The organism is Arthrobacter sp. PTI12 (assembly GCF_056679915.1).
The window spans coordinates 835,628-858,421 of the sequence record NZ_CM155256.1; the positions used below are offsets into that span (position 1 = coordinate 835,628).

20 protein-coding genes and 3 tRNA genes are annotated in these 22,794 nt (G+C 63.9%); 10 read left to right on the forward strand and 13 right to left on the reverse strand.

Annotated features, from left to right (window positions below):
• Nucleotides 1-12: 12 nt before the first annotated feature.
• The 8 genes from AC1MBU_RS04135 to tadA all read right to left on the reverse strand — a co-directional run bounded on the left by AC1MBU_RS04135 (nucleotide 13) and on the right by tadA (nucleotide 4,637).
• Nucleotides 13-696, reverse strand: coding sequence for a DUF4232 domain-containing protein (locus AC1MBU_RS04135; protein WP_479788740.1), 684 nt, complete (start codon nucleotides 694-696; stop codon nucleotides 13-15).
• A gap of 82 nt (nucleotides 697-778) precedes the next feature.
• Nucleotides 779-1,501, reverse strand: a complete 723-nt coding sequence (locus AC1MBU_RS04140) for a YcnI family copper-binding membrane protein (protein WP_479788744.1) — start codon at nucleotides 1,499-1,501, stop codon at nucleotides 779-781.
• 76 nt (nucleotides 1,502-1,577) lie between these two features.
• Entirely contained in the window at nucleotides 1,578-2,177 is a 600-nt protein-coding gene (locus tag AC1MBU_RS04145) for a hypothetical protein (protein ID WP_479788747.1), read from the reverse strand.
• 117 nt (nucleotides 2,178-2,294) lie between these two features.
• A complete protein-coding gene (locus AC1MBU_RS04150) occupies nucleotides 2,295-2,762 on the reverse strand; it encodes a 23S rRNA (pseudouridine(1915)-N(3))-methyltransferase RlmH (RefSeq protein WP_479788750.1) in 468 nt (155 codons plus the stop codon).
• Between the two features lie 91 nt (nucleotides 2,763-2,853).
• Entirely contained in the window at nucleotides 2,854-3,261 is a 408-nt protein-coding gene (locus AC1MBU_RS04155; RefSeq protein WP_479788755.1) for an ester cyclase, read from the reverse strand.
• 217 nt (nucleotides 3,262-3,478) lie between these two features.
• Nucleotides 3,479-3,568, reverse strand: a tRNA-Ser gene (locus AC1MBU_RS04160).
• Between the two features lie 50 nt (nucleotides 3,569-3,618).
• Nucleotides 3,619-4,101, reverse strand: coding sequence for a pyridoxamine 5'-phosphate oxidase family protein (locus AC1MBU_RS04165; RefSeq protein WP_479788757.1), 483 nt, complete (start codon nucleotides 4,099-4,101; stop codon nucleotides 3,619-3,621).
• 56 nt (nucleotides 4,102-4,157) lie between these two features.
• On the reverse strand, nucleotides 4,158-4,637 hold the full coding sequence (gene tadA, locus AC1MBU_RS04170) for a tRNA adenosine(34) deaminase TadA (RefSeq protein ID WP_479788759.1): 480 nt from the start codon (nucleotides 4,635-4,637) through the stop codon (nucleotides 4,158-4,160).
• A 22-nt stretch (nucleotides 4,638-4,659) separates the two neighbouring features.
• On the opposite strand from tadA, the gene upp reads away from it, so the two are divergent.
• The 3 genes from upp to AC1MBU_RS04185 all read left to right on the forward strand — a co-directional run bounded on the left by upp (nucleotide 4,660) and on the right by AC1MBU_RS04185 (nucleotide 7,142).
• Nucleotides 4,660-5,295 carry a uracil phosphoribosyltransferase gene (upp, locus tag AC1MBU_RS04175; RefSeq protein ID WP_056546288.1) on the forward strand — a complete coding sequence of 212 codons (636 nt, stop codon included), beginning with the start codon at nucleotides 4,660-4,662 and terminating at the stop codon, nucleotides 5,293-5,295.
• 451 nt (nucleotides 5,296-5,746) lie between these two features.
• Entirely contained in the window at nucleotides 5,747-6,589 is an 843-nt protein-coding gene (locus AC1MBU_RS04180) for a winged helix-turn-helix domain-containing protein (protein WP_479788761.1), read from the forward strand.
• Nucleotides 6,590-6,617: 28 nt separating this feature from the next.
• Entirely contained in the window at nucleotides 6,618-7,142 is a 525-nt protein-coding gene (locus AC1MBU_RS04185; RefSeq protein ID WP_056546294.1) for a SixA phosphatase family protein, read from the forward strand.
• A 29-nt stretch (nucleotides 7,143-7,171) separates the two neighbouring features.
• On the opposite strand, the gene AC1MBU_RS04190 is transcribed toward AC1MBU_RS04185, so the two are convergent.
• Complete coding sequence (locus AC1MBU_RS04190; protein WP_277358050.1) at nucleotides 7,172-8,188, reverse strand: LacI family DNA-binding transcriptional regulator; 1,017 nt, start codon at nucleotides 8,186-8,188, stop codon at nucleotides 7,172-7,174.
• Nucleotides 8,189-8,308: 120 nt separating this feature from the next.
• Here AC1MBU_RS04190 and AC1MBU_RS04195 point away from each other — a divergent pair, with 120 nt between their 5' ends.
• Genes AC1MBU_RS04195 through AC1MBU_RS04215 form a run of 5 tightly spaced genes read left to right on the forward strand, consistent with a single transcriptional unit; the run spans nucleotide 8,309 to nucleotide 15,148 of the window.
• Nucleotides 8,309-9,607 carry an ABC transporter substrate-binding protein gene (locus AC1MBU_RS04195; protein ID WP_479788764.1) on the forward strand — a complete coding sequence of 433 codons (1,299 nt, stop codon included), beginning with the start codon at nucleotides 8,309-8,311 and terminating at the stop codon, nucleotides 9,605-9,607.
• A 9-nt stretch (nucleotides 9,608-9,616) separates the two neighbouring features.
• Nucleotides 9,617-10,642, forward strand: a complete 1,026-nt coding sequence (locus tag AC1MBU_RS04200) for a carbohydrate ABC transporter permease (protein WP_277358048.1) — start codon at nucleotides 9,617-9,619, stop codon at nucleotides 10,640-10,642.
• Nucleotides 10,642-11,514, forward strand: coding sequence for a carbohydrate ABC transporter permease (locus AC1MBU_RS04205; RefSeq protein ID WP_277358047.1), 873 nt, complete (start codon nucleotides 10,642-10,644; stop codon nucleotides 11,512-11,514). The genes AC1MBU_RS04200 and AC1MBU_RS04205 overlap by 1 nt, the downstream gene beginning before the upstream one ends.
• 8 nt (nucleotides 11,515-11,522) lie before the next feature.
• A complete protein-coding gene (locus AC1MBU_RS04210; protein WP_479788771.1) occupies nucleotides 11,523-13,895 on the forward strand; it encodes a beta-xylosidase/alpha-l-arabinosidase in 2,373 nt (790 codons plus the stop codon).
• Entirely contained in the window at nucleotides 13,892-15,148 is a 1,257-nt protein-coding gene (locus AC1MBU_RS04215) for an endo-1,4-beta-xylanase (protein ID WP_277358045.1), read from the forward strand. The genes AC1MBU_RS04210 and AC1MBU_RS04215 overlap by 4 nt, the downstream gene beginning before the upstream one ends.
• Before the next feature lie 14 nt (nucleotides 15,149-15,162).
• On the opposite strand, the gene AC1MBU_RS04220 is transcribed toward AC1MBU_RS04215, so the two are convergent.
• A complete protein-coding gene (locus tag AC1MBU_RS04220; RefSeq protein ID WP_471672849.1) occupies nucleotides 15,163-16,575 on the reverse strand; it encodes a dihydrolipoyl dehydrogenase family protein in 1,413 nt (470 codons plus the stop codon).
• A 98-nt stretch (nucleotides 16,576-16,673) separates the two neighbouring features.
• Nucleotides 16,674-16,749 (reverse strand) — tRNA-Arg (locus AC1MBU_RS04225).
• A gap of 292 nt (nucleotides 16,750-17,041) precedes the next feature.
• Between AC1MBU_RS04225 and AC1MBU_RS04230 the strand changes: the two genes are divergently transcribed.
• Nucleotides 17,042-18,901, forward strand: coding sequence for a phosphoenolpyruvate carboxykinase (GTP) (locus AC1MBU_RS04230; protein ID WP_471672850.1), 1,860 nt, complete (start codon nucleotides 17,042-17,044; stop codon nucleotides 18,899-18,901).
• An 89-nt stretch (nucleotides 18,902-18,990) separates the two neighbouring features.
• Here AC1MBU_RS04230 and AC1MBU_RS04235 read toward each other — a convergent pair whose 3' ends face one another.
• On the reverse strand, nucleotides 18,991-20,397 hold the full coding sequence (locus AC1MBU_RS04235) for a phosphomannomutase/phosphoglucomutase (protein WP_479788775.1): 1,407 nt from the start codon (nucleotides 20,395-20,397) through the stop codon (nucleotides 18,991-18,993).
• Between the two features lie 123 nt (nucleotides 20,398-20,520).
• Here AC1MBU_RS04235 and AC1MBU_RS04240 point away from each other — a divergent pair, with 123 nt between their 5' ends.
• On the forward strand, nucleotides 20,521-22,635 hold the full coding sequence (locus AC1MBU_RS04240; RefSeq protein ID WP_479788777.1) for a RecQ family ATP-dependent DNA helicase: 2,115 nt from the start codon (nucleotides 20,521-20,523) through the stop codon (nucleotides 22,633-22,635).
• 70 nt (nucleotides 22,636-22,705) lie between these two features.
• Here the strand turns inward: AC1MBU_RS04240 and AC1MBU_RS04245 are convergent.
• Nucleotides 22,706-22,793 (reverse strand) — tRNA-Ser (locus AC1MBU_RS04245).
• Nucleotide 22,794: the final 1 nt, after the last annotated feature.

Below are 22,794 nucleotides of genomic sequence, written 5' to 3' on the forward strand. Positions count from 1 at the left end.
GAGAGTTTGCTGTCAGGGTGACAGCGGTTTCGTGGGAGCTACCGTCATGAGCACGATGTCTTCGGCTGCGCACGCGGTGCCCGTCTGGTCGACGATCAGCGACTCGGTGTCATTCGGCGGGTACACGCGCAGGCCGGCAACGTCCGTCAGCTCGCAGTCAGCACCGTAGTTCTGTGCGTTTGTCTGCTTCACGGGTGCAACAGCGGATTCACCTGGAGCCAGGATCACCTCGGCGGATTCCGCGGGCTCGCGGTCTGCGGGTGCGCCCACCTGGTTGCCGGCGGCGTCCACATAGGACACCCCCGGGTAGCCGGTGATCTCGCACTCCTCGCTGGCCGTATTCGTGAAGATGATCTGCCGGTAGACGCTGCCCGCTGCGCCGCCGCCCATTTCGGTTTCGAGGACCGCGCTGAGCATGTGGGCGGTGCAGACGCCGTCCGCAGGCGACGCCGTCGGGCTCGCATCTGCGGTGGCGGATTGCGTGGGTTCGCTGCTCTCGGAGGGCTCTGCGGAGGCGGACTTCGAGGTCGATTGGGAAGGCGTCGGCTCCTCCGCGGTCGTCGGCTCCGCGCTAGCAGACGACGCGGGACCGGTCTCTTCCGCTGCCGGCTCGCCGGAGGCGCAACCCGTCAGGGCGAGCGTTCCAAGTGCGACGGCGGCGGCGAGCAGGCGGGAAGCGGGTACACGGGTGGTCATGAACCCACCCTCGTGGGGAACGTTCCCTGCGTCAAACAGCCGCGACGGCGCGTGGCCGATTGAGGCAGGGAACGTTAGACCCTTACGCCTTGGCGTTGCGCGTGCGCAGGAGGGCGGTGACGCCGGCGATCAGCCCGAGCAAGCCGGCTCCAAGTCCTACGTAGCCAACGGTGGAGGCGCCGGAGGAGTCATTGCTGGCGGACGCGCTTTCCAGATCAGCTTCTTCGGCGGTGGTTTCCGTTGCCGCTTCCTCAGCGTGGCCGTGCTCCTCGGCTCCGGTCAGCGTGATGGTGGGTGCGGGTGCCTCGAGGCTGTGCGGGTCCTCGCCCTCAGCGGGGATTTCCGCCCAGTCGGTCTCTCCCTCCACACAGCTCTGCAGGACGGGGAACGCAAGCGTTTCACCCTCGCGCTCCGGCAGCTGAACCGACATGTCGAACTGCTGCAGGTAGCCGTCCTGCACAGGGGTCTCGGCTGTGTATACGATCTGCCCGACGCGCTCGGTCACGCTGCTTCCGTTATCCAGTGTCAGCGGCTCATCAAGCGTCTCGGTTACCTTCTCCACCGTCCACCCGGGAACAATCTCCGGCTTGGCGTCCACCAGGGGTTCCGGCAGGGAAATGGTGAGCTTGTTGGTGGGCGAACCCTCGCAGTCGTGCGAGAACGACACAGTCAGCAGGGCGTGTGCGCCCGCCGCCGTGGTGTCGGGGGTGATGTTGACGTGTGCTGCGGCGCCGGTGAGGCCAAGGCCCATCAGGCCAGTGGTTGCGGCGGCTGCGGTCAGGGTACGGCGAACTGAAGATTTCATGGTGTTACCTCTCAAAGGTGCTTGTCCAGGAACAAGCTGAAGTGTGGAAAGGGCGCTGATGTGGCGCCGGTGTTGGCTAGTGAGAGGTGGACAGGGGCGGACCGCGCAGCAGCCTCATGCTCAGCAGCGGCGCGAGGTAGTCGTGGACGGGAGCTGCAGGGATGACCGGGAGATCGGCCAGCGGCGGAAAAGCCACCAGCCGCGGCAGCGCGGCAAGGGGCCGCAGCCACTGCGCCGCCAGTTCCAGCGACGCTTCCCCGTGATAAAGCATCAGCGCGGTGACAATGACCGCACCGGCGTGCGCCGCGAGCATCAGCGGGTTGTCGAACATCGAGAAGGCATGCGCGTGCTCCATGCCGCCGGCGGGCGTGCAGTGAACCTGTTGCGGACCGAAGTGGACGCTGGAGGTAGGGACGCAGGCCGCCGTCGTCGTCAGTGTTGTGAACGCCTGATGAAGCAGTACCTGACCGGCGCCGAGGGTACCCAGCACGGCGGGGAGCGGCAGTTTTTTCCGCGACAGGATGGTCACCGCGAGCAGCGTGGTGACCGCGAGCGTTCCGAGGATGAGCGGGCTGGGAAGCGCTGCTCCACCGGCAAGGTGAGCGCCTGCGGCAAGGAAGAAGATAACGACGGCGGTGGCAATCGCGCGTACGAGGCGCGCGTGCGTGCTGGCCATCAGTCTCCTCCTCCCGCGATGCCGTTCTACTTCCTGTAGAAGTAGTAGGTTCTTCCTACTCTATTCGCTGCCGCTGACGCTTTGGCTCGGTCCTACCGCTCGTGATGGTCAGGGCGGCTACTCGTGATGGTAGGGCCGGCGCCCTGCAATTTCCTGGGACCGGTAGAGCTGCTCGGCGAGGATGAGCCGGACCAGCTGGTGCGGAAAGACGAGCGGTGAGAGAGACCAGACAAAGTCGGCGCGTTCGTGCACTTCGGGATTGACGCCGTAGGCTCCGCCGATGATCAATGTGATGTTGCGGGAATTGTCGAGGGGCTGCTGGAGCCGGGCAGCGAGGGTGGGGGAGTCTATGGCTTTGCCCCGCTCATCGAGGAGGAAGACGTAATCGGCGGCGTTCTTCCCGCCCAGCCGTTCGAGGAGGCGTGCCGACTCCTCGTCCCGGGCGGCGTCGCCTTCGCGGGCGGAATGCGGGATGAGTTGCCAGGAAAGGTCAAAGGGCTTCTTCAGCCGCTTCTCGTAGCGGGCAATGCCGTCGGCAACCCAGGGTTCATGTTTCCGGCCGACGGCCAGCGCGCGTAATGCCATGCTCCAACGCTAACGCCGACGCGAAGCGGGTCAGCAGTCATAGTGCCGCAAAGGGCACGATGGCTGCTGACCCGCTGTACTCAGATGCGACCTATGCAGCGCCGAGCTGCTTGAGGATACCTGCCTCGTCGGAGCAGCCCCAGCGTTCCACGATCAACCCGTTCTCGAAGCGGGCCACCTGGATTCCGCGGATGCGGATGCTGCGTCCGGTCGGTTCAATACCCTGAAAAGGACCATGGTGTGTCCCAGCGAGAGTCAGTACTACGGTGACCTTGTCTTCGTCTGCCATCATCACTTCAGGATTAAGCTCGAGGTCCGGGAAGGCGTTCAGGAAGTCAACCCAGAAGTCGATAATGCCGCGGACACCCGGAGCGGCGTCCGGCGCGGGGTCATGGTCAACGACGTCCTGCGCAAACACTTCATCCAGCCGGTCCACCTCCCGGGCAGCGATGATGGAGCCGAGCTTTTCCTGTGCCTTGAGATTGATATCGCTGGACATGGATGAGTCCTCCTTGGATTGTCAGTAGCCTTACTACCCACCATTGCCGTAAAGGTTGCCGGGCGCAACCCGTGGGCTGTCTGGTCTCTGGGTATCGAGCCGTACGTGTAGCGAAGCACGGCAGAAATTCTGCTATTGCTCCACACCGCAGGACTTTTCTCGAGGAAGCAAAAGGCCCTGTTTCCCGTTGTGACGAGGGAAACAGGGCCTTCTCAGGTGGCGGTGACGGTGGGATTTGAACCCACGTTGGCTTTTACACCAAACAACATTTCGAGTGTTGCACCTTCGGCCGCTCGGACACGTCACCAACGCCAACACTTTACCGGCTGAGTGACTCTGTGCCCAAAACGGCGGACGCTAGAGGTCGACGACGTCGTTCTTCCCCGGATCAGGGCGCTCGCCGGTAACCATGCCCTTGGCAATCTCGAAAGCCGCCACCACTCGTGGAGTATCAAGCGACCAGTATTCGGCGGTGTCGGCGTCCACCTTGATCAGGGCAACGGACGGATCATCCTTGCCGTCGAACCACGGCTTGACCGAAGAACTCCACAGCTCATCAATCTTGGCGCGGTCCTTCGTCAGCGTCGCCGTCCCCGCTACGGACAGATAGCCCTTGCCGCTGCTGATGGACACGTTCACCTGTGGGTTGGCGCGGATTTCATCCGCCTTCGGGGAGGGGTCCTCCGTGAAGAACCACAGGTCGCCGTCGAACTCTGCCTCCTGCACCGCGAGCGGCCGGCTCACAAGCTGGCCCTGGGCGTTCACAGTGGTGAGGATCGCGATATCAGCGTCCTTCACAATCTTCCTGAGTTCCTTCATGCTGTCCTGTTGCGAATTCATTCCTGCTCCTTATCTCGGTGGCGCGATTGGTAAGTACACTTAGCAATCACCCTACGTCATCCCCTCCGGGCGGCGAAGAACTCCTTCAACAGGGCTGCGCACTCGTCCTCGCGGACCCCGGGGAAAACTTCGGTCCAGTGATTCAGTCGGCGTTCACGCAGCACGTCAAATACTGACCCGGCGGCGCCCGCTTTCTCATCCCAGGCGCCGAAAACCACGCGGGGAATCCGCGCAAGCACGCTTGCACCCGCGCACATCGAACACGGCTCGAGCGTCACCACCAGCGTGCAGCCTTCCAGCCGCCAGGCGCCCAGCGCGGCAGCCGCCCGCCGGATGGCCAGTACTTCCGCGTGGGCGGTGGGATCACCGGTTACCTCACGCTCATTCCAGCCGGTGCCCAGCACCGTTCCATCAGGACCGACGACGACGGCGCCAATCGGCACGTCCGCCGTCTCACCCGTGTGCCGGGCGGCGGCCAGCGCCAGCTGCATCCACGCGGCATGGTCCCGCTCTGCGGGGACGCGGTGGCTGGACATGTGCCAATGATACTTTTGAGCAATGCGCGTTCTGGTAGTGGACCATCCCCTGGTGTCCCATAAATTGACGGTCCTGAGGGACAAGAACACTCCGTCTCCGGTCTTCCGGTTACTCACGGAGGAACTGGTGACACTGCTCGCGTATGAGGCCACCCGGGATGTGCGCGTTGAGCCGGTGCAGATCGAGACTCCTGTCACCACAACGGTCGGAACCGGCCTGGTCAAGCCGACACCCCTCGTCGTTCCCATTCTCCGCGCCGGTCTGGGCATGCTCGAGGGAATGACCCGCCTCGTGCCCACCGCGGAAGTCGGTTTTTTGGGAATGGCCCGGAATGAGGAGACCCTCGAGGCCATCACTTACGCTGAACGGCTCCCTGATGACCTCACGGGCCGGCAGGTGTTCGTGCTCGATCCCATGCTGGCTACGGGAGGAACCCTCCGTGAGGCCATCAAGTTCCTGTTCCGCCGCGGTGCAGCTGATGTCACCTGCATCTGCCTCCTTGCCGCGCCCGAGGGCCTCGAGGTCCTCAAGCAGGAACTGGAGGGCAAAAACGTCACCATCGTCCTCGCCTCCATCGACGAGAAACTGAATGAAAACGCCTACATCGTGCCTGGCCTCGGTGACGCAGGAGACCGCCTCTACGGCGTCGTCGGCTAGCTGGGTCGATTGTCCACTATCCGGGCGCTCACCCCTGAGCACTTCCGGACATCCAGAGGTTCTCTGGACAATATGCCGCTCACAGATGCGCCTCGCCACCTTTTCGTCTTCAAGTGCCGCGCAACGATGCTGATGGTTTGACATTTTGTCTTCACTCGAAGCGTCCACCATGCGGACGCCCTACCATTGTTACTTGTGCGTAGCTGATTGTTACGTGTAATAATTCGGATTGTGAACACCAACTCAGCAGCATCTGCAGCCGCAGCTTATTCCCCGGGCATCATGTCCGCGCAGGAATCTCGCTGCTGTCGAATGTGCGCGTAACGGTTTACCCCACCCTCTTACGCATTCCCTAGCCCAACGGCGGGCTCCACAGAAGCTCCATCTCGACCGGGCACACCCCTGCATTCGAGCCGTGATGACGGCGATTCACCATGAGGTTGTTTAAAACATGACCGTTTCTTCCGGATACGTCCACATTTCCCTCCGCAACGCACAAAACCGCGCGAGTATTCAGCGCCAGACTTACGGGCAGCGCCCGGGGTTTCCGACCTACACCCAACCGACCGCACCCTCGTATGCGCCGGCCTACGGACAGTTGAAGCCAGTGCCTACACCTGCTGACTCTGGCAACCCCATCACTGCGCCGGTCCCGGTGGTCACTCCCAACGGGATTCCTGGACCGCAGGCGGTAACGGCGGACACCACCGCCCGTGGATTTGTTCTCTACGTTGCACTGGACGAGGACACCGCTGCCGAGAATGACACCACGCTGAGCAAGCTGGCACAGGACGTGCGGGCCTACGTCCGCACACTCGTCCCCGGCGCACAGAGCCACGCCGCCGTCGCGCTTGCTCCGGCAGACGCCGTCGGCACCGATATTGATGTTGTCCGGCAGGCGCTGGGTGACCCTACGGTGAACCGCCGTCAGCGCACCGAACAGCAGCCCACACCTCCTCCGGCTCCACGTCCCACCGGAGTGCTGATTGACCTGTCCCGGCGCGAGGTGCACCTCGACGGTGACATTCTGAACCTGACCTTCAAGGAGTTCGAACTCCTTAACTACCTGGTCGAAAATGCCTCGCGGACAGTTGGCCGTGAGGAACTGCTCAGCGGGTTGTGGCGCAACGCCGATGAGGTTCCAAATGAGCGCACCATTGACGTGCACATCCGCCGCCTGCGCTCGAAGCTTGGCCGTCTGGCCAACACGGTGCGCACGGTTCGCGGGCAGGGTTACCGCTTCTATGAGCACCCTGAAGTTGTGGTGTGGGCTGCCCCGGAGTACTCCATCTAAGGTGCCGCTTTCCAAGTAGGGTGAGGGAATGTCTTCCCACCATCTGAAGCGCCTGATGCTCCTGCGGCACGCGAAGTCGGACTGGCATTCGGATGTGCCGGACCATGAGCGGCCCCTGAGCGGACGGGGACACCGGGACGCGCCACTGATTGGGCGGTGGATGGTGGAGCACGACGCCCTGCCGGACCTCATTCTGACGTCCAGCGCACTACGCGCGCGCCAGACCTGCATCTGGGTGTGCCAGGAGTTGGGGGAGAAGGCTCCGACTCCCCGGCTCGAGCCGAAACTGTATGCGGCAACCGCCACGGAGATACTCGCGGTGATCAACCAGGTGCCGGACACCGCAACAAGCGTCCTGGTGATCGGGCACCTGCCCGGCATCCAGAACCTCGCCATGCGGCTCGCGTCTGTGGACTCCGATGAGGACGCTGTGGTTGACCTTGCCAGCCACTATCCGACGGCGGGACTCACCGTCCTCAGTCATGCCTCGCAGTGGGGGGAACTGGACGGGCGTGACGCCGAGGTGAGCAACTTCGTGGTCCGCCGCGCTTAGAGGAAGGGCAACACCTCAGCCTCGGCACGTCAGCCCGCAGCCGGCGCGGCCGTACTTTCACGGACGACGAGCCGCGTTGCGAGGTCCATCCTGGGGATGGTTTCGAGGGTGCTCTCACTCATACGGATTACGAGCCGCGCCGCTTCCTCGGCCATTGCCGTGAGCGGCTGATGCACGGTTGTGAGCGCAGGACTGGACCACTGAGCGAGCTGCAGATCGTCGTAACCGACGATTGACAAATCAACGGGCACCCGGAGCCCGAGGGTCCTGGCAGCCTCGATGACGCCGAGCGCCTGGAGGTCGCTCCCCGCGAAGATCGCTGTGGGGCGGTCGGGCAGCGCCAGGAGTTCGAGAGCGGTGCTGCGGCCACCGTCGACCTGGAAGTTGCCGAATCGCACGAAGCGTTCATCGATCTCAATACCGGCCGAGTTCATGGCGGATCGGTATCCGTCGACGCGGGCGAAGGAGCACATCATGTCGTCGCGACCGGTGATCGCGGCAATCCGGGTGTGTCCCAGTTCGATGAGATGGCGGGTGGCGACGAGGCCACCGGACCAGTTCGCCGACCCGACCGAGGGGACATCCGGGGCTGGATCGCCGGCCGGGTCGATGATCACGAACGGGATGGCGCGGGATTGGAGGGTCGCCTTCGCTTCCGCTGCGAGACCGGCGAAGACGAGCACCACCCCGACCGGGCGCCGGCGGAGAACCCCGGTGATCCAGGCCGGGGATGGGGAGTGGCGGTCACCCGACTCGGTAAGCACGACGCTCAAATCGTTGGCGCGAGCGACATTTTCGACTCCGCGGATGATCTCCATGGCCCAGGCCGTCTCTAATTCGGGGAAAACGAGCTCGATCAAGGTGCCCCTGTTGGGCAGGCCCGGGCGTCGTTGGTATCCCTGCTTGGAGAGGAGTTCTTCGATTTTCGCCCGCGTCTGCGCGGAAACGTCGGACCGTCCGTTGAGGACTTTCGAGACAGTGGAGACCGAAACTCCGGCCTCATCGGCTAATTCATTGAGCTTGACCTTGCTACCTGAGTCGATCATGAGGAACCCAATCTCTATTCGTTGCGGAAAACTCTTGCCTTTCACAGGAGCAATGTTTAGGCTCGCACCATACTAACAACTTTCGGCGCAAATGTCGAAACTTTCGAGAGGCGTTCAAAGATGAACAAGCAGAACACCAGGAAGCTGTTGACCGTTGGGGTGGCGACAGCAGTCGCCCTCGGCGGACTGTCAGCGTGTGGCTCCAGCGATGGAGCAACAGAAGGTGGCGACGTCACCATGACGTTCTGGCAGAACTCGACGACCGGTGCCGGCAAGGCGTACTGGGAGAAGACGGTCGCAGCGTTCGAGGAGGCAAACCCCGGCGTCACGATTGAGATGCAGTCCATCCAGAACGAAGAGATGGACGGGAAGCTCCAGACGGCGCTGAACTCCGGCGATGCACCGGACATCTTCATGGCGCGCGGCGGCGGCAAGCTTGCGGACGTCGTTGCAGCAGGACAGGCCATGGACATCTCGGATTCCATCGACGACGCCACCAGGGCCGCTGTGCCCGAAGGCGTATTGAGCGCCTTCGAGGTTGACGACAAGATCTACGGAATGCCGACCGCGGTGCTGCCTGGCGGCATGTTCTACAGCCAGGACCTCTTCGCCGAAGCGGGCGTCGAGGGAACACCGACGACCATCGACGAGCTCGGTTCCGTCGTTGACAAGCTCAAGAGTGCAGGAATCGACCCCATCGCCGTCGGCGCGAAGGATGCGTGGCCGGCAGCGCACTGGTACTACTTCTTCGCGTTGCGGGCATGCTCGCAGGATGCGATGAACGAAGCGGCCGAGTCGAAGCAATTTGACGACCCATGCTGGCTCGAGGCCGGAAAAGAACTGGAGCAGTTCGTGAAGACGGAACCGTTCAACAACGGATTCCTCACCACATCGGCGCAGCAGGGAGCAGGAAGCTCTGCAGGTCTCCTTGCGAATCAAAAAGCAGCAATGGAACTCATGGGCGCCTGGAACCCAGGTGTCATTGCATCGCTGACCCCTGACGAGAAGCCGCTGCCTGACCTCGGCTGGTTCCCGTTTCCTGAGGTTGAGGGAGGCGAAGGCGCCGAGGGTGCCATGATGGGTGGCGTCGACGGCTTCACCTGCTCCGCTCAGGCCCCGAAAGAAGAGTGCACTGCATTCCTGAACTTCTTTATGCAGCAGGAACATCAGGAGGCCTACGCAGAGGCGTTCCAGACTCTCCCCGCCAACCAGGACGCCCAGGCGGTTGTCACTGACCCGGCGCTCCAGTCGATCCTGGAGGCGTACAACGACGCACCGTACGTCATGGTGTGGCTGGACACCCTGTTCGGCCAGAACGTCGGGAACGCGCTGAACAAGGGCGTTGTCGACATGTTCGCCGGTCAGGGCACAGCTGAAGACATCGTCTCCGCCGTGAACGATGCCGCAGCAAAGGGATAGCAGCAGATAATGACTGAACCTGCCGTGGGTGCTCCGTTGTTGACCGACAAGCAGCCGCCGCAGGGCACGGTAACGGCAGGTGACGGCGTTCGCGCGTCGTCCCCTGCCGCACCGCGGCCCAAACGGCGTCCAACGGACTGGCGCAAGCGCCTCGAGATCATGCTTCTGGCCGGGCCGGCGATCATCGTTTTTGTCGCCTTCGTCATCTTCCCGGTCGTCCTCGCCGGCTACTACGGCTTCTTCCGCTGGAAGGGCTTTGGGCCGGCCACCGACTTCGTCGGTTTCGAAAATTACCTGATCATCTTTCAGGACAGCGCGTTCCACGACGTGCTGCGCCACAACGGGTTCATTTTGGTGCTCTCCCTGGTCATCCAGGGCCCCATTGCGGTCGTCCTCGCACTCCTGCTCAACCGGAAGATCCGTGGCCGGTCGATCATCCGCGTCCTCATCTTCGTCCCGTACATCATTTCCGAAGTCATCGTCGGGATTGGCTGGGGTCTCATGCTGCAGACGTCCGGTGCCGTCAATGGGCTGCTCGAAAGCATCGGATTGGGAGCTTTCCAGGCAGACTGGCTCTCTGATCCGAGCATCGCCATCTGGTCCCTGATGGTGATCATCTCGTGGAAGTACATCGGCTTCGCCGTCATACTCTTTCTCGCCGGACTGCAGAGCATCCCAGACGAATTGTTCGAGGCGGCCTCGATCGACGGCGCCAGCTACTGGCAGACCCAGCGCACCATCACGCTGCCGCTCCTCGGGCCGACCTTGCGGATCTGGGCGTTCCTGTCAATCATCGGCTCGCTGCAGCTGTTCGACCTGGTCTTCATCATCTGGGGCCAGTACGTCGCCTCGACTGCGGGCACCTCGACCATGGCCACCTACATGGTCGCCAACGGACGCACGTCGGGCAACTTCGGCTACGGCAGTGCTGTCGCCGTCGTCATGTTCCTGATCTCCCTCGTCATCGCCTTGATCTACCAGCGGTTCGTTCTCCAACGCGACACCGCCGGCGCCCTCACGGAAGGAAAGAAGTGATGACTGTTCTCGAAGCTCCCACACCCACGCGCGAAAAGCGTCGACCGAGTAACCGCCAGCCATGGGGCAGCCCGGCGACCTACTTCATCGCCTTTGTCTTCATCGCGCTCTGTCTCGGACCCGTCGTCTACATCATCCTCGGTGGGTTCCGCGACAACTCGCAGATCACCAATTCGCCCGCGGGACTCCCGAACCCGTGGAATTTCGACAACTACGCTGAGGTGCTCGCGAGCCCGACCTTCTGGCAGCAGGTCGGCAACTCGGCGATTGCCGGGATCGCCACGACCATCGGTGTGGTGGTGCTGGGCCTGATGGCGAGCTTCATCCTTGCGCGATACACGTTTGCCGGTCGTGGAGCGATGTATTCATTGTTCGCCGCCGGGCTCATGTTCCCGATGACCGTGGCGATCACGCCGCTCTACATCCTCGTCAGGGATCTCGGCCTGATGAACAGCCTGGCTGGCGTGATCCTCCCGCAGATCGCCTTCGGCTTGCCGGTGACAATCATCATCCTGGTCCCGTTCCTCAAAGCCATCCCCGATGAGATCGAAGAGGCGGCGTCGATCGACGGCACGAGCCGGCTGGGCTTCTTCTTCCGGATGGTCGTTCCTTTGTCGCTGCCGGGCGTGGTGACGACGGGCATCCTTGCTTTCGTGGCGAGCTGGAACAGCTATCTTCTGCCGCTGTTCATCCTCAGCAACCAGGAGACGTACACCCTGCCGCTCGGCGTTCAGGCGTTCGCTTCGCAGTATTCGGTGGACACGGCCAAGGTACTCGCCTTCACCTCACTGTCCATGATTCCGGCACTGATATTTTTCACGCTGTTCGAGCGTCGCATCGTCGGCGGACTCACCGGCGCCGTCAAAGGTTAGGACTTCCCTTGAGCACCACAACATCCACGACGACCACGCCTGCATGGCAGGACGTCACCGCATCCGCTTCCGACCGCGTCGAAGCACTCCTCACCGAGCTCACGCTCGAGGAGAAGATCGCCCAGCTGTTCGGCGTCTGGGTCGGTGCGTCCAGCGAGGGCGGGGACGTTGCCCCGCATCAGAACGACATGGACGACGTCGTCGACCTCGATGCCCTTCTGCCGAACGGGCTCGGCCAGTTGACTCGACCGTTCGGCTCGGCTCCGGTCGACCCAGCGCTCGGGGCGCTGTCCCTCCTCCGCAGCCAGCGCCGGATCGCGGCATCCAACCGGTTCGGCATCCCGGCTGTTGCGCATGAAGAGTGTCTTGCCGGCTTCGCCACCTGGGGGGCGACCGCCTATCCGGTGCCCCTGGCCTGGGGTGCCTCGTTCAATCCGGGGCTCATTGAGCGGATGTCACACCGCATCGGGTCCGACATGCGCTCGGTCGGCATCCACCAGGGCCTTGCCCCGGTGCTCGACGTGGTGCGGGATGCCCGCTGGGGCCGCGTCGAAGAGACCATCGGTGAGGACCCGTATCTCATCGGCACCATCGGAACGGCGTACGTCCGTGGCCTCGAGTCCGCAGGAATCGTCGCAACTCTCAAGCACTTCGTCGGATACTCGGCGTCGAAAGCCGGCCGTAACCTCGCGCCGGTCTCAATCGGTCCGCGTGAACTCGCTGACGTGCTGCTCGTCCCGTTCGAAATGGTCATGCGTGAAGGCAAGCCGCGTTCGGTCATGCACTCCTATACCGACGTCGACGGCGTGCCATCCGCAACTGACGAGTCGCTGCTCACCGGGGTCCTGCGCGACACCTGGGGTTTCGACGGCACCGTCGTCGCCGACTACTTCGGGATCGCCTTCCTGAAACTGCTTCACGGCGTCGCGGGTTCGTGGGGCGAGGCCGCTGCTCTCGCGCTCAAGGCGGGCGTGGACGTCGAACTGCCGACGGTGAAGACCTTCGGTGCGCCGCTGGCTGAAGCGGTCCGGTCGGGCGACCTGCCCGAGGCGGTCATAAATCGTGCCCTCCGGCGTGTGCTGCGCCAGAAGGTCGAACTCGGACTGCTTGATCCTGACTGGGATGCCACACCCGAAGCGTTGCGGGACGCAGACGTGGACAACACGGAAGGCATCCACGGCACCATCGACCTGGACAACGCCGGCAATCGGGCGGTCGCCCGCGAGATCGCCGAACAGTCCATCGTGCTTGTGAGCAACGACGGGACCCTTCCGCTCGCCGCCCCGCGCCGCATTGCTGTCGTCGGGCCGACGACCGACGACCCCTTCGCCGTTCTCGGCTGCTACTCCTTCCCTGCGCATGTCGGCGTGCAGCATCCTGGCATACCCGTCGGTATCGAACTGCCTACCCTGCTGGATAGCCTTCGCATCGAGTTTCCCGAAGCCGACATCGAACACGTACCAGGCACGACGATCGACGGAGGAGAAACCGCCGGGATCCCCGCAGCGGTGGATGCTGCAACGCGGGCGGACGTCGTCATCGTCGCCCTCGGCGACCGGGCCGGGCTTTTTGGCCGTGGCACGAGCGGTGAGGGCTGCGACGTCGAATCACTCCGCCTGCCCGGTGCCCAACAAAACCTTCTCGATGCCGTCCTGGCAACATCGACTCCTGCCGTGGTCACCCTGCTCGCTGGACGACCGTACGCACTGGGATCCGCTGTCACGGGCGCCAGCGCGATCGTGCAGGCCTTCTTCGCAGGAGAAGAAGGAACCGCCGCGCTCGCCGGCATCCTCTCCGGCCGGGTCAATCCGAGCGGGCGCCTGCCTGTGAGCATCCCGGCCTCAGAGGGAACGCAGCCGTCCACATACCTGGCCGCTCCCCTGGCGCGCTCCAACGGAGTGTCGAACATCGACCCGACCGCGGTCTTCGCGTTCGGGCATGGGATCGGGTATACGACCTTTGACTGGAGCGCCGGCGAGCACGGGCCGGGTACGGTCGGAGTCGATGGCACGGCGACCCTCGGCCTCCGTCTGCGCAACACCGGGGACCGTGCCGGGACAGAAATCGTCCAGATTTACGTCCACGATCCGGTCGCGTCAGTGGTGCGCCCGGTGCAGCGTCTGGTCGGTTTTCAGCGCGTTGACCTGTTGCCGGGCGAATCCGTCGAGCTCTCGATACACGTTCCCGCTGATGTCACCGGCTTCACCGGCCGAAACGGCGAGCGGATCGTCGAACCGGGAGAGATCGTCTTTGGTCTTGGAGCGTCGAGCACCGACATACGGATCACTCACTCGGTGCAGCTCTCTGGGGAAGCCCGCATCGTGGGCTTCGACCGGGCCTTCCATCCGAGTTTCAACGAGATCGCGCGGAGCGCCTCTTGAGTGTCGATCACCGCCGGGTGACGGCGCAGGTCACCGTGCTGGACTCCTTCGGCAATCCCGCGCGCAACGCGGATGTCACCGTCGAACAGCTGAGTCATGACTTCACCTTCGGCAACATCGGTTTCGACTTCATCCCGCTCGCCAATGGGGAGACCGAGCAGGCCGCCGCGGCGGAGCCCGTTTTCGGAGGGGCAGGTTCTGCGGGCCTGCCGGAGCTCGAGACGATGTGGCTCGACCTCTTCAACACTGCGACCCTTCCGTTCTACTGGCGAGGATTCGAGCCGACCCGCGGCAAGCCTGACACCCGAAGGCTTCTCCGGGCCGCCTCGTGGTTCGCTGAGCGCGGAGTGGCGGTGAAGGGGCATCCGCTTACTTGGCACACGCTGGCGCCCGAGTGGCTCACCGGTCTACCGGTGGCGGAGATCGAGCGGCTGCAGCGCGAGAGGATCCGACGCGAGGTGACCGGCTTTTCCGGGGTCATCGACTCGTGGGACGCCATCAACGAAGTCGTCATCATGCCCGTGTTCACGGCAGAGGAAAACGGTATCACCCGGCTTGCGCGGAGCATTGGCCGCGTGCCCATGATTCAGCTCGCGTTCGAGGAAGCTCGTGCCTCGAACCCTTCGGCGACGCTCGTCCTGAACGACTTCGACTTGTCGAGCGACTACGAAGCCCTGATCGAGGGCGCGCTTGAAGCGGGAATCGCTGTGGATGCGATCGGCCTGCAGACGCACATGCATCAGGGGTATTGGGGAGAAGAGACCATGCTCGCGATGGTCGACCGGTTCGCCCGCTTCGGGCTGCCCCTCCATCTGACCGAGACGACTCTGCTGTCGGGGGACCTCATGCCGCCGGGGATCGTCGACCTCAACGACTATCAGATCCCATCCTGGCCGTCGACGCCCGAGGGAGAGGGCAGGCAAGCGGACGAGGTCGTCCGCCACTATCGCTCACTCGTGGGCCACCCGGCCGTGCAGGCCATCACCTACTGGGGGCTCACCGACGACGGAGCGTGGCTCGGTGCGCCGGGCGGGCTTGTTCGCGCCGACGGCACGCCGAAACCTTCGTTTCACGCTCTGCGGTCGCTGATCAAGGGCGAGTGGTGGCTGCCGGGAACGACGATGCGCACGGATCATGACGCACGCTTGACGATTACGGGTTTCTTCGGTGATTACGTGATCAAGCGCGACGGGCAGAGTGCGCCGGTCTCGCTCGGGCGGGGGCGTGAAACGGCCACCGCCCGATTCCGCTGAGAGACAGACACGCCCTAAAGCCCGTACTTCTCAAGCAGCCGGAGCCACACTTCGCTGATCGTTGGGTACGCGGGCACGGCGTGCCAGAGGCGGTGCAGCGGAACCTCACCGGCAATGGCGATGGTCGCAGCGTGCAGGAGTTCGGCTACGTCCGGTCCGGCGAAGGTCACGCCCACCAGAACCTTCCGTTCCTCGTCCACCACCATCTGCGCCCAACCCTGGTAGCCGTCGGCGTGGAGGGAAGATCCGGCAACCGACAGCTCCAGTGACGTCTCGCTGACGTTCAGCCCGTCCTTGCGTGCTGTCTCGAGTGTCCGGCCCGCCATGGCGATTTCCGGATCGGTGAAGACAACCTGGGGGACGGCGTACGAATCCGCGGTGGCTGCAAACGGCCCCCACCTTTCCGGCGGCCCCTGCAACTCGCCCTTCGCGCGGGCAACGATCGCATCCCCGGTCATCCGGGCCTCGTATTTTCCCTGATGTGTGAGGAGCACTTTCCCGGCGGCGTCGCCCACTGCGTAGAGCCAGGGATGGCCGCTGACCTGGCCGGAGTCATCAGTGTCCAGCCGCCGTGGTTCGAGCCCGAGTTTCTCCACACCGAGACCTGCCAGGGCAGGATGGCGGCCGGTGGAGACGAGGAGCTTCTCTGACTCCACAACGGTTCCGCCGGCGAGGCTCACGCGGAAGCGTTCGCCATCGTAAGCAACCGATTCGGTGCCGGTGTTCAGATGAAGGGTAACGCCGTCGTGCTCCAGGCCCTGCTGCACCAGCCGCGCCGCGGGTTCCGGGTAGCTGCCCAGCAGCGCGCTCCGGGCGATCAGGGTGACCGCTGAACCAAGCCGGGCGTAGGCCTGCGCCAGTTCTGCACCTGCAACTCCGCCGCCCAGCACTGTGAGCGATTCCGGCACTTCCTTGGCAGATGTCGCTTCCCGCGTACCCCAGAAGTTGAGGCCGTCAAGACCGTCGATAGGAGGAATGGTCGGCGCGGATCCCGTAGCGAGAGCGACGGCGTGGCGCGCAACCAGGGTGGTGGCGCCGTCGTCGGTGGTCACCTCGACCCGACGCTCGCCGGTGAGGCGGGCGCGGCCGCGGACCAGTGTGATTCCGGTCTTCTCCACCCATTCGACCTGCGAGGAATCATCCCAGTGCGAGGTGAATTCGTCGCGGCGGGCCAGTACCTGCTGGGCATCAAGGGTGCCGGTGACTGCTTCACGTGAGCCCGCGACCGCGCGCGCGGAGTGCAGGGCGGAACCCGGCCGCAGCAGTGCCTTCGACGGCATGCAGGCCCAGTAGGAACACTCGCCGCCCACCAGTTCCGATTCGACGAGGGTGGCGGAGAGCCCTCCCTGAATCACACGGGCGGCAGCATTCTCGCCCACCGCGCCGGCTCCGATAACAATGACGTCGGTGGTCTGCTCGGCACTCATGGTCCTGAGCTTGGCACCGGAGATGCGGTGGGGCAAGCTCCGAAGAACGGGAGAGGTTAAACCAAAACCGCCCCGGTTGCCCGGAGCGGTTTGTTTAGTGGTGCGCGCGAAGGGATTCGAACCCCCAACCTTCTGATCCGTAGTCAGATGCTCTATCCGTTGAGCTACGCACGCAGTTCAAAGCCGTTGTGAATGACTTCTCCATGGCCGTTTGGCCGTAGATAACTTTACAGCCATTCGGAACCTAATGCTAATTGGCGGAAGTGCTCGATTACAGCCGCAGAGCGGGCTAGACCGGTCTACGTGACGTTTATCACACTAAGCAGGGTGAGGAGTTAGGTAAAACCGCGTACTTGCGCGGATCACCGCGTTCGCAGGACCAACAGTACGCCTTCGACGGCGGAAATCCGCGCTGATACCGCCCCTAGCATCAATACACACCACCCACCCAACGAAGGGACGAGACATGGGCGATTCTGTGCGGCAGCCGTTGCTTGCTGACCGAGCGACTGAGCACGATGCAGTAATGGCTGCACCTACAACTCATCGGGAACTGCTGGCCTGGGTCGAGGAGACTGCCGCGCTGACGCAGCCGGACCGGGTGTATTGGGTCAACGGATCCGCTGAGGAGAACGCACAGCTCAGCGATGAGCTGGTCTCCGCCGGCACCTTCAAGCGCCTCAATCCCAAGCTCTTCCCCAACTCTTTCGCAGCGTTCTCCGACCCGGCCGATGTTGCCCGGGTCGAGGAGCAGACCTTCATCTGCTCGCAGAACGAGCGGGACGCCGGATTCACCAACAACTGGATGGACCCGGACAAGATGAAGGAGAAGCTGCGCGGCCTGTTCGCCGGCTCCATGCGCGGCAGGACCATGTATGTGATCCCCTTCGTCATGGGCCACCTCGATGCGCGGAGCCCGAAGTTCGGCGTCGAGATCACGGACAGCGCCTATGTAGTGACCTCCATGCGCATCATGGCGACCATCGGTACCGAGGTCCTGGACCGGCTGACCGAACTCAATGCCGAGTTTGTCCCGGCCCTTCATTCCGTAGGTGCGCCGCTGGAGCCGGGGCAGCAGGACGTCGCGTGGCCGTGCAACGAGGAAAAGTGGATTGTGCACTTCCCGGAGGAGCGCTCAATCTGGTCCTTCGGATCCGGTTACGGCGGAAACGCTTTGCTTGGCAAGAAGTGCTATGCCCTTCGCATTGCTTCGGTGATGGCCCGGGACGAGGGCTGGCTCGCTGAGCACATGCTCATCCTGAAGCTCACTTCTCCGGAGAACAAGACGTACTACGTTTCCGCAGCCTTCCCGTCCGCTTGCGGCAAGACGAACCTCGCCCTCCTCGACCCGACCATTGAGGGGTGGAAGGTCGAGACACTCGGAGACGACATCACATGGATGCGTTTCGGGAAAGAGGGCGAATTGCGGGCGGTCAACCCCGAAGCCGGCCTGTTCGGCGTGGCGCCCGGCACCGGGTGGGACACGAATCCCAACGCCATGCGTGCCATCGCCAAGGGCAATTCCGTGTTCACCAATGTTGCATTGACTGACGACGGCGGTGTCTGGTGGGAGGGCATGACCGAGGACGTGCCTGCACACCTGATGGACTGGCAGGGCAACGACTGGACGCCCTCCTCGGACAACCCGGCTGCCCATCCCAATGCCCGGTTCTGCACGCCGATCGACCAGATCGACATGCTTGCCGAAGAATTCAACGACCCTGAGGGCGTTGAACTGTCGGCGATCCTCTTCGGCGGCCGCCGAAAGACCACCGTCCCCCTCGTGACGCAGTCACGCGACTGGACCAACGGCATCTTCATGGGCTCCACCCTGTCCTCGGAGACCACGGCCGCCGCTGCCGGAGCGGTTGGCAGGGTGCGCCGCGATCCAATGGCGATGCTGCCCTTCATTGGTTACGATGCCGGTGATTACCTCAGCCACTGGCTGAAAGTCAGCGGCCAGGCAGACCAGACGCGGTTGCCGAAGATCTTCCTCGTGAACTGGTTCCGCCGCACCGCGGACGGCGGCTTTGCGTGGCCGGGCTTCGGTGACAACTCACGGGTGCTCAAGTGGATCATCGAACGGCTCGAGGGCCAGGCCGATGCCGTTGAGACCCCGATCGGGTACGTGCCGGCGCCGGACGCGATCGATCTCACCGGCCTGGACCTCACCGCCGCTGACGTTGAGCAGGCGGTCCGGGTGGATGCTGACGAGTGGGCTGCCGAGCTGGAGGGCATCGAGCAGTGGTACCAGCAGTTCGGGGAGTCACTGCCCGCGGAGCTATCCGGAGAACTGCAGCGGTTGAAGGAGCGTTTCGCGGTCTAGCGGCGGGTAAGCCCTAGCGGCGAGTAGTCCGTAACAGTGTGGCCGGTTCTTCCAACGGGGGGCCGGCCACACTGACTTAAGAAGGGCAGTTACTGCCGGATCTGCTCGAGAACCGCAGTGGTGAGGCTTTCGAGGGTCTCAGGCTTTTCGGCTTCCGCATTGAGCCTCAGGAACGGCTCCGTATTGGACGCCCGGAGGTTGAACCACCAGGAGCCGTCGTCGGCAGTAAAGGTGAGGCCATCAACCTCGTCCACTGTGACGCCGTCGTTCTCGAATTCCTGCCGGACGCGCGCGGTCGCGGCAGCGACGTCGTCGAGCCGGGTGTTGATCTCGCCGGAGGCGAAGTAGGGCTCGTATTCACGGCCGAGCTCGGACAGCGGCTGATCCTGTTCGCCGAGCGCGGCGAGCACATGCATGGCTGCGAGCATTCCGGTGTCTGCGTTCCAGAACTCACGGAAGTAATAGTGAGCCGAGTGTTCGCCGCCGAAGACCGCGCCCTCCTCTGCCATGACGGCCTTGATGAAGGAGTGGCCCACGCGCGTGCGCACCGGCCGGCCGCCCTCTGCGCGAACCAGTTCCGGCACGGCGCGTGAGGTGATCAGGTTGTGGATGATCACGGGTTCCTGCTCGCCGGCAGCCTGCGCACGGCGGATCTCCCTGCGCGCCACCATGCCCGTGATTGCGCTGGGCGAAACCGGGTTGCCCTGCTCATCGATGACAAAGCACCGGTCCGCGTCCCCGTCGAAACCGAGCCCGATGTCCGCGCCGTTACTGACCACTGCCTGCTGCAGGTCGCGGAGGTTTTCCGGCTCGAGGGGATTGGCGGGATGGTTGGGGAAGGTGCCGTCCAGCTCGAAGTAGAGCGGAATGATCTCGAACGGCAAAGCGTCCAGGTACTCGGCCCCAAGCACTGCTGGCGTAGTGAGCCCTGCCATGCCGTTACCTGCATCCACAACAACCTTCATCGGGCGGCTGCCCGAGAGATCCACCAGCGAACGCAGATACTCGGCGTAATCCTTCAGTACATCCCGTGAGGAAGTGGAGCCACGCCGCTCGCCTGCCGGAATGGTGCCTTCGGCAAGGTACTTCTCCGCCAGCTCCCGGATCTCCGCAAGGCCCGTCTCGGAGGACACCGGGACTGCGCCGGGGCGGGACATCTTCATACCGTTGTACTGGGCGGGATTGTGACTGGCTGTGAAGGTGACGCCTGCGGCGTTGTACCTGCCGCTGGCGTAGTAGAGCTCATCAGTGGAGATCAGACCGAGGAACACCACATCTGCGCCGCGGGTGGTAGCGCCTTCCGCGAAGGCCTCGGAAAACTCCGGCGAGGAAGGGCGCATGTCGCCGCCAACCAGGACGGTTTCCCCGGACAGTTTCAGCACATCAACGAAGGCGGCGCCCACTGCCCGGACGGACTCCGTGGTGATGGTCTCACCGACGATCCCTCGTACGTCATAGGCTTTGAACGATGCGGACAGATCGATGGTTGTGTTCACGCTGGAAAGTCTAACCGCTTGGCTTCGGCCGTCCGGAGGCTGGGGAGTAATGGACGACGACGGTTGTCCACACTGCACCGAAGCCCGCCGAATGCGTCAGTACCAACTGCCATACTGGGGCGCATGGCTGAAACAACCACCCTCCACCAGCAGGCGCTCGCGATTCTTCGAACACTCGTGGGGCGCGAGGACGCCGCATTTCATGAGGGCCAGTTCGAGGCTATCGAAGCGCTGGTCAGTGGTGGGCGCCGGGCCCTGGTGGTGCAGCGCACCGGGTGGGGGAAATCCGCCGTGTACTTCGTTGCGAGCCTGCTGCTGCGCGCCATGGGTGCGGGACCCACCCTCATCGTGTCTCCGCTGCTCGCGCTGATGCGGGACCAGGTGGCTGCCGCCGAGCGCGCAGGTGTCCGGGCCGCTGCCATCAATTCGGCAAACCAAACCGAGTGGCAAGAGATCACCACCACGCTCGACGCGGACCAACTGGACGTGCTCCTGGTGTCCCCGGAGCGGCTGAATAACCCGGCCTTCCGCGAGAACCAGCTGCCGGAACTTATCCGTCGCACCGGGCTGCTGGTGATTGACGAGGCCCACTGCATCTCTGATTGGGGTCATGATTTCCGGCCGGACTACCGGCGCCTCCGCGATCTCATCACCACGCTGCCGCAGGGCGTGCCCGTGCTTGCAACCACGGCCACCGCCAACTCCCGCGTGGTCAAGGACGTCGAAGATCAGCTCGGCACCGACGGAACCGCTGTCTACACGCTGCGCGGAGAACTTGCCCGCAAGTCGCTGCGGCTCGGTGTGCTACGCCTTCCGAGCCCCCGCTCACGGCTCGCGTGGCTCCTGACCCACCTGAATGATCTGTCTGGAAGCGGGATTATCTATACCCTCACCGTCTCTGCAGCTGAAGACACTGCACGCCTCCTGCGGGAGAGCGGCCATTCCGTGCTGGCCTACACCGGCCGAACAGACCCGGCGGATCGTGAAGCGGCGGAGAAGGCACTCAAGAACAACGAGGTGAAGGCGTTGATCGCCACGAGTGCCCTCGGCATGGGCTTCGACAAACCCGATCTCGGGTTCGTGGTGCACCTTGGCGCGCCGTCCTCTCCGGTCGCCTATTACCAGCAGGTGGGCCGCGCCGGCCGAGGAACCCCCAACGCGGATGTGCTGCTGCTTCCAGGAAATGAGGACCGCGAGATCTGGGAGTACTTCGCCACCTCGTCCATGCCCGCCGAGGACAAGGCGCAGCGGATCCTGGCGGAACTGGCAGGAGGAACGGTGCTCTCCACGCCGGCCCTCGAAGCCCGGGTGGACGTGCGGCGATCGCCGCTCGAGCTTCTCCTGAAGGTGCTTGACGTGGACGGTGCGGTGCAGAAGGTGACCGGAGGTTGGCAGGCCACCGGGAGGCCCTGGGAGTATGACCGCGAGCGGTATTCGCGCATTTCGGCAGCTCGTGTGCAAGAGCAGAACTCAATGCTCGACTATGAAAATACCAGTGGCTGCCGGATGGAATTCCTCGCTGCCGCGCTCGATGATCCGCTGGCTGCGCCCTGCGGCCGCTGCGACAACTGTGCCGGGTCCTGGTTCTCGGATGAGGTGTCACACGATGCCTCGGAGAGTGCCGCCAGCGCGCTCGGCAGGGTCGGTGTCCTTCTGGAACCCAGGAGCCAATGGCCATCCGGGATGGACAAGCTCGGTGTCCCCGTCAAGGGACGCATCCCCGCGGACCAGCAGGTCTCCGCCGGACGTGCACTCGCACGCATGACTGACCTCGGCTGGGGGAACCGGGTACGGGAACTCCTTGCGGACTCATCCGAAGACGCCGCGCTGGACCCGGCAGCCGTGCAGGCCTGTGTGCGGGTGCTCGCAGAATGGCAGTGGGACACCCGACCGGTGGCGGTGGTCAGCATGCCATCACGACGGCGCGCTCTGCTGATCCGTTCGCTCGCCGAAAGCTTGGCCGGCGTGGGCCGAATCCCTCACCTGGGGGCACTTCAACTGCCGCAGGGCTGGCCGAGCGGCAGCTCCGGCGGCAATAGTGCGTTCCGTCTCGCAGCGGTGTGGGAGAGGTTTGCGGTACCGGACGAAGGCCGTGCCTGGTTCGCGGCGAATCCCGGCCCGGTGCTGCTGGTCGATGATCTGGCGGACAGCCGGTGGAGCCTCACAGTCGCCGGAAGGGCACTGAGGCAGGCAGGCGCCCAGGAGGTGCTTCCCTTTGTCCTCGCACTGAAGGCCTAACCGTTCAGCAGACACGTTCGTGTAAAGGAAAAGGCGCCCCGGTCCAGGACCGGGGCGCCTTTTCGAAACGCGGAGACGGGGGGATTTGAACCCCCGGTAGGCTTTAGGCCCACACTTCATTAGCAGTGAAGCCCATTCGGCCGCTCTGGCACGTCTCCA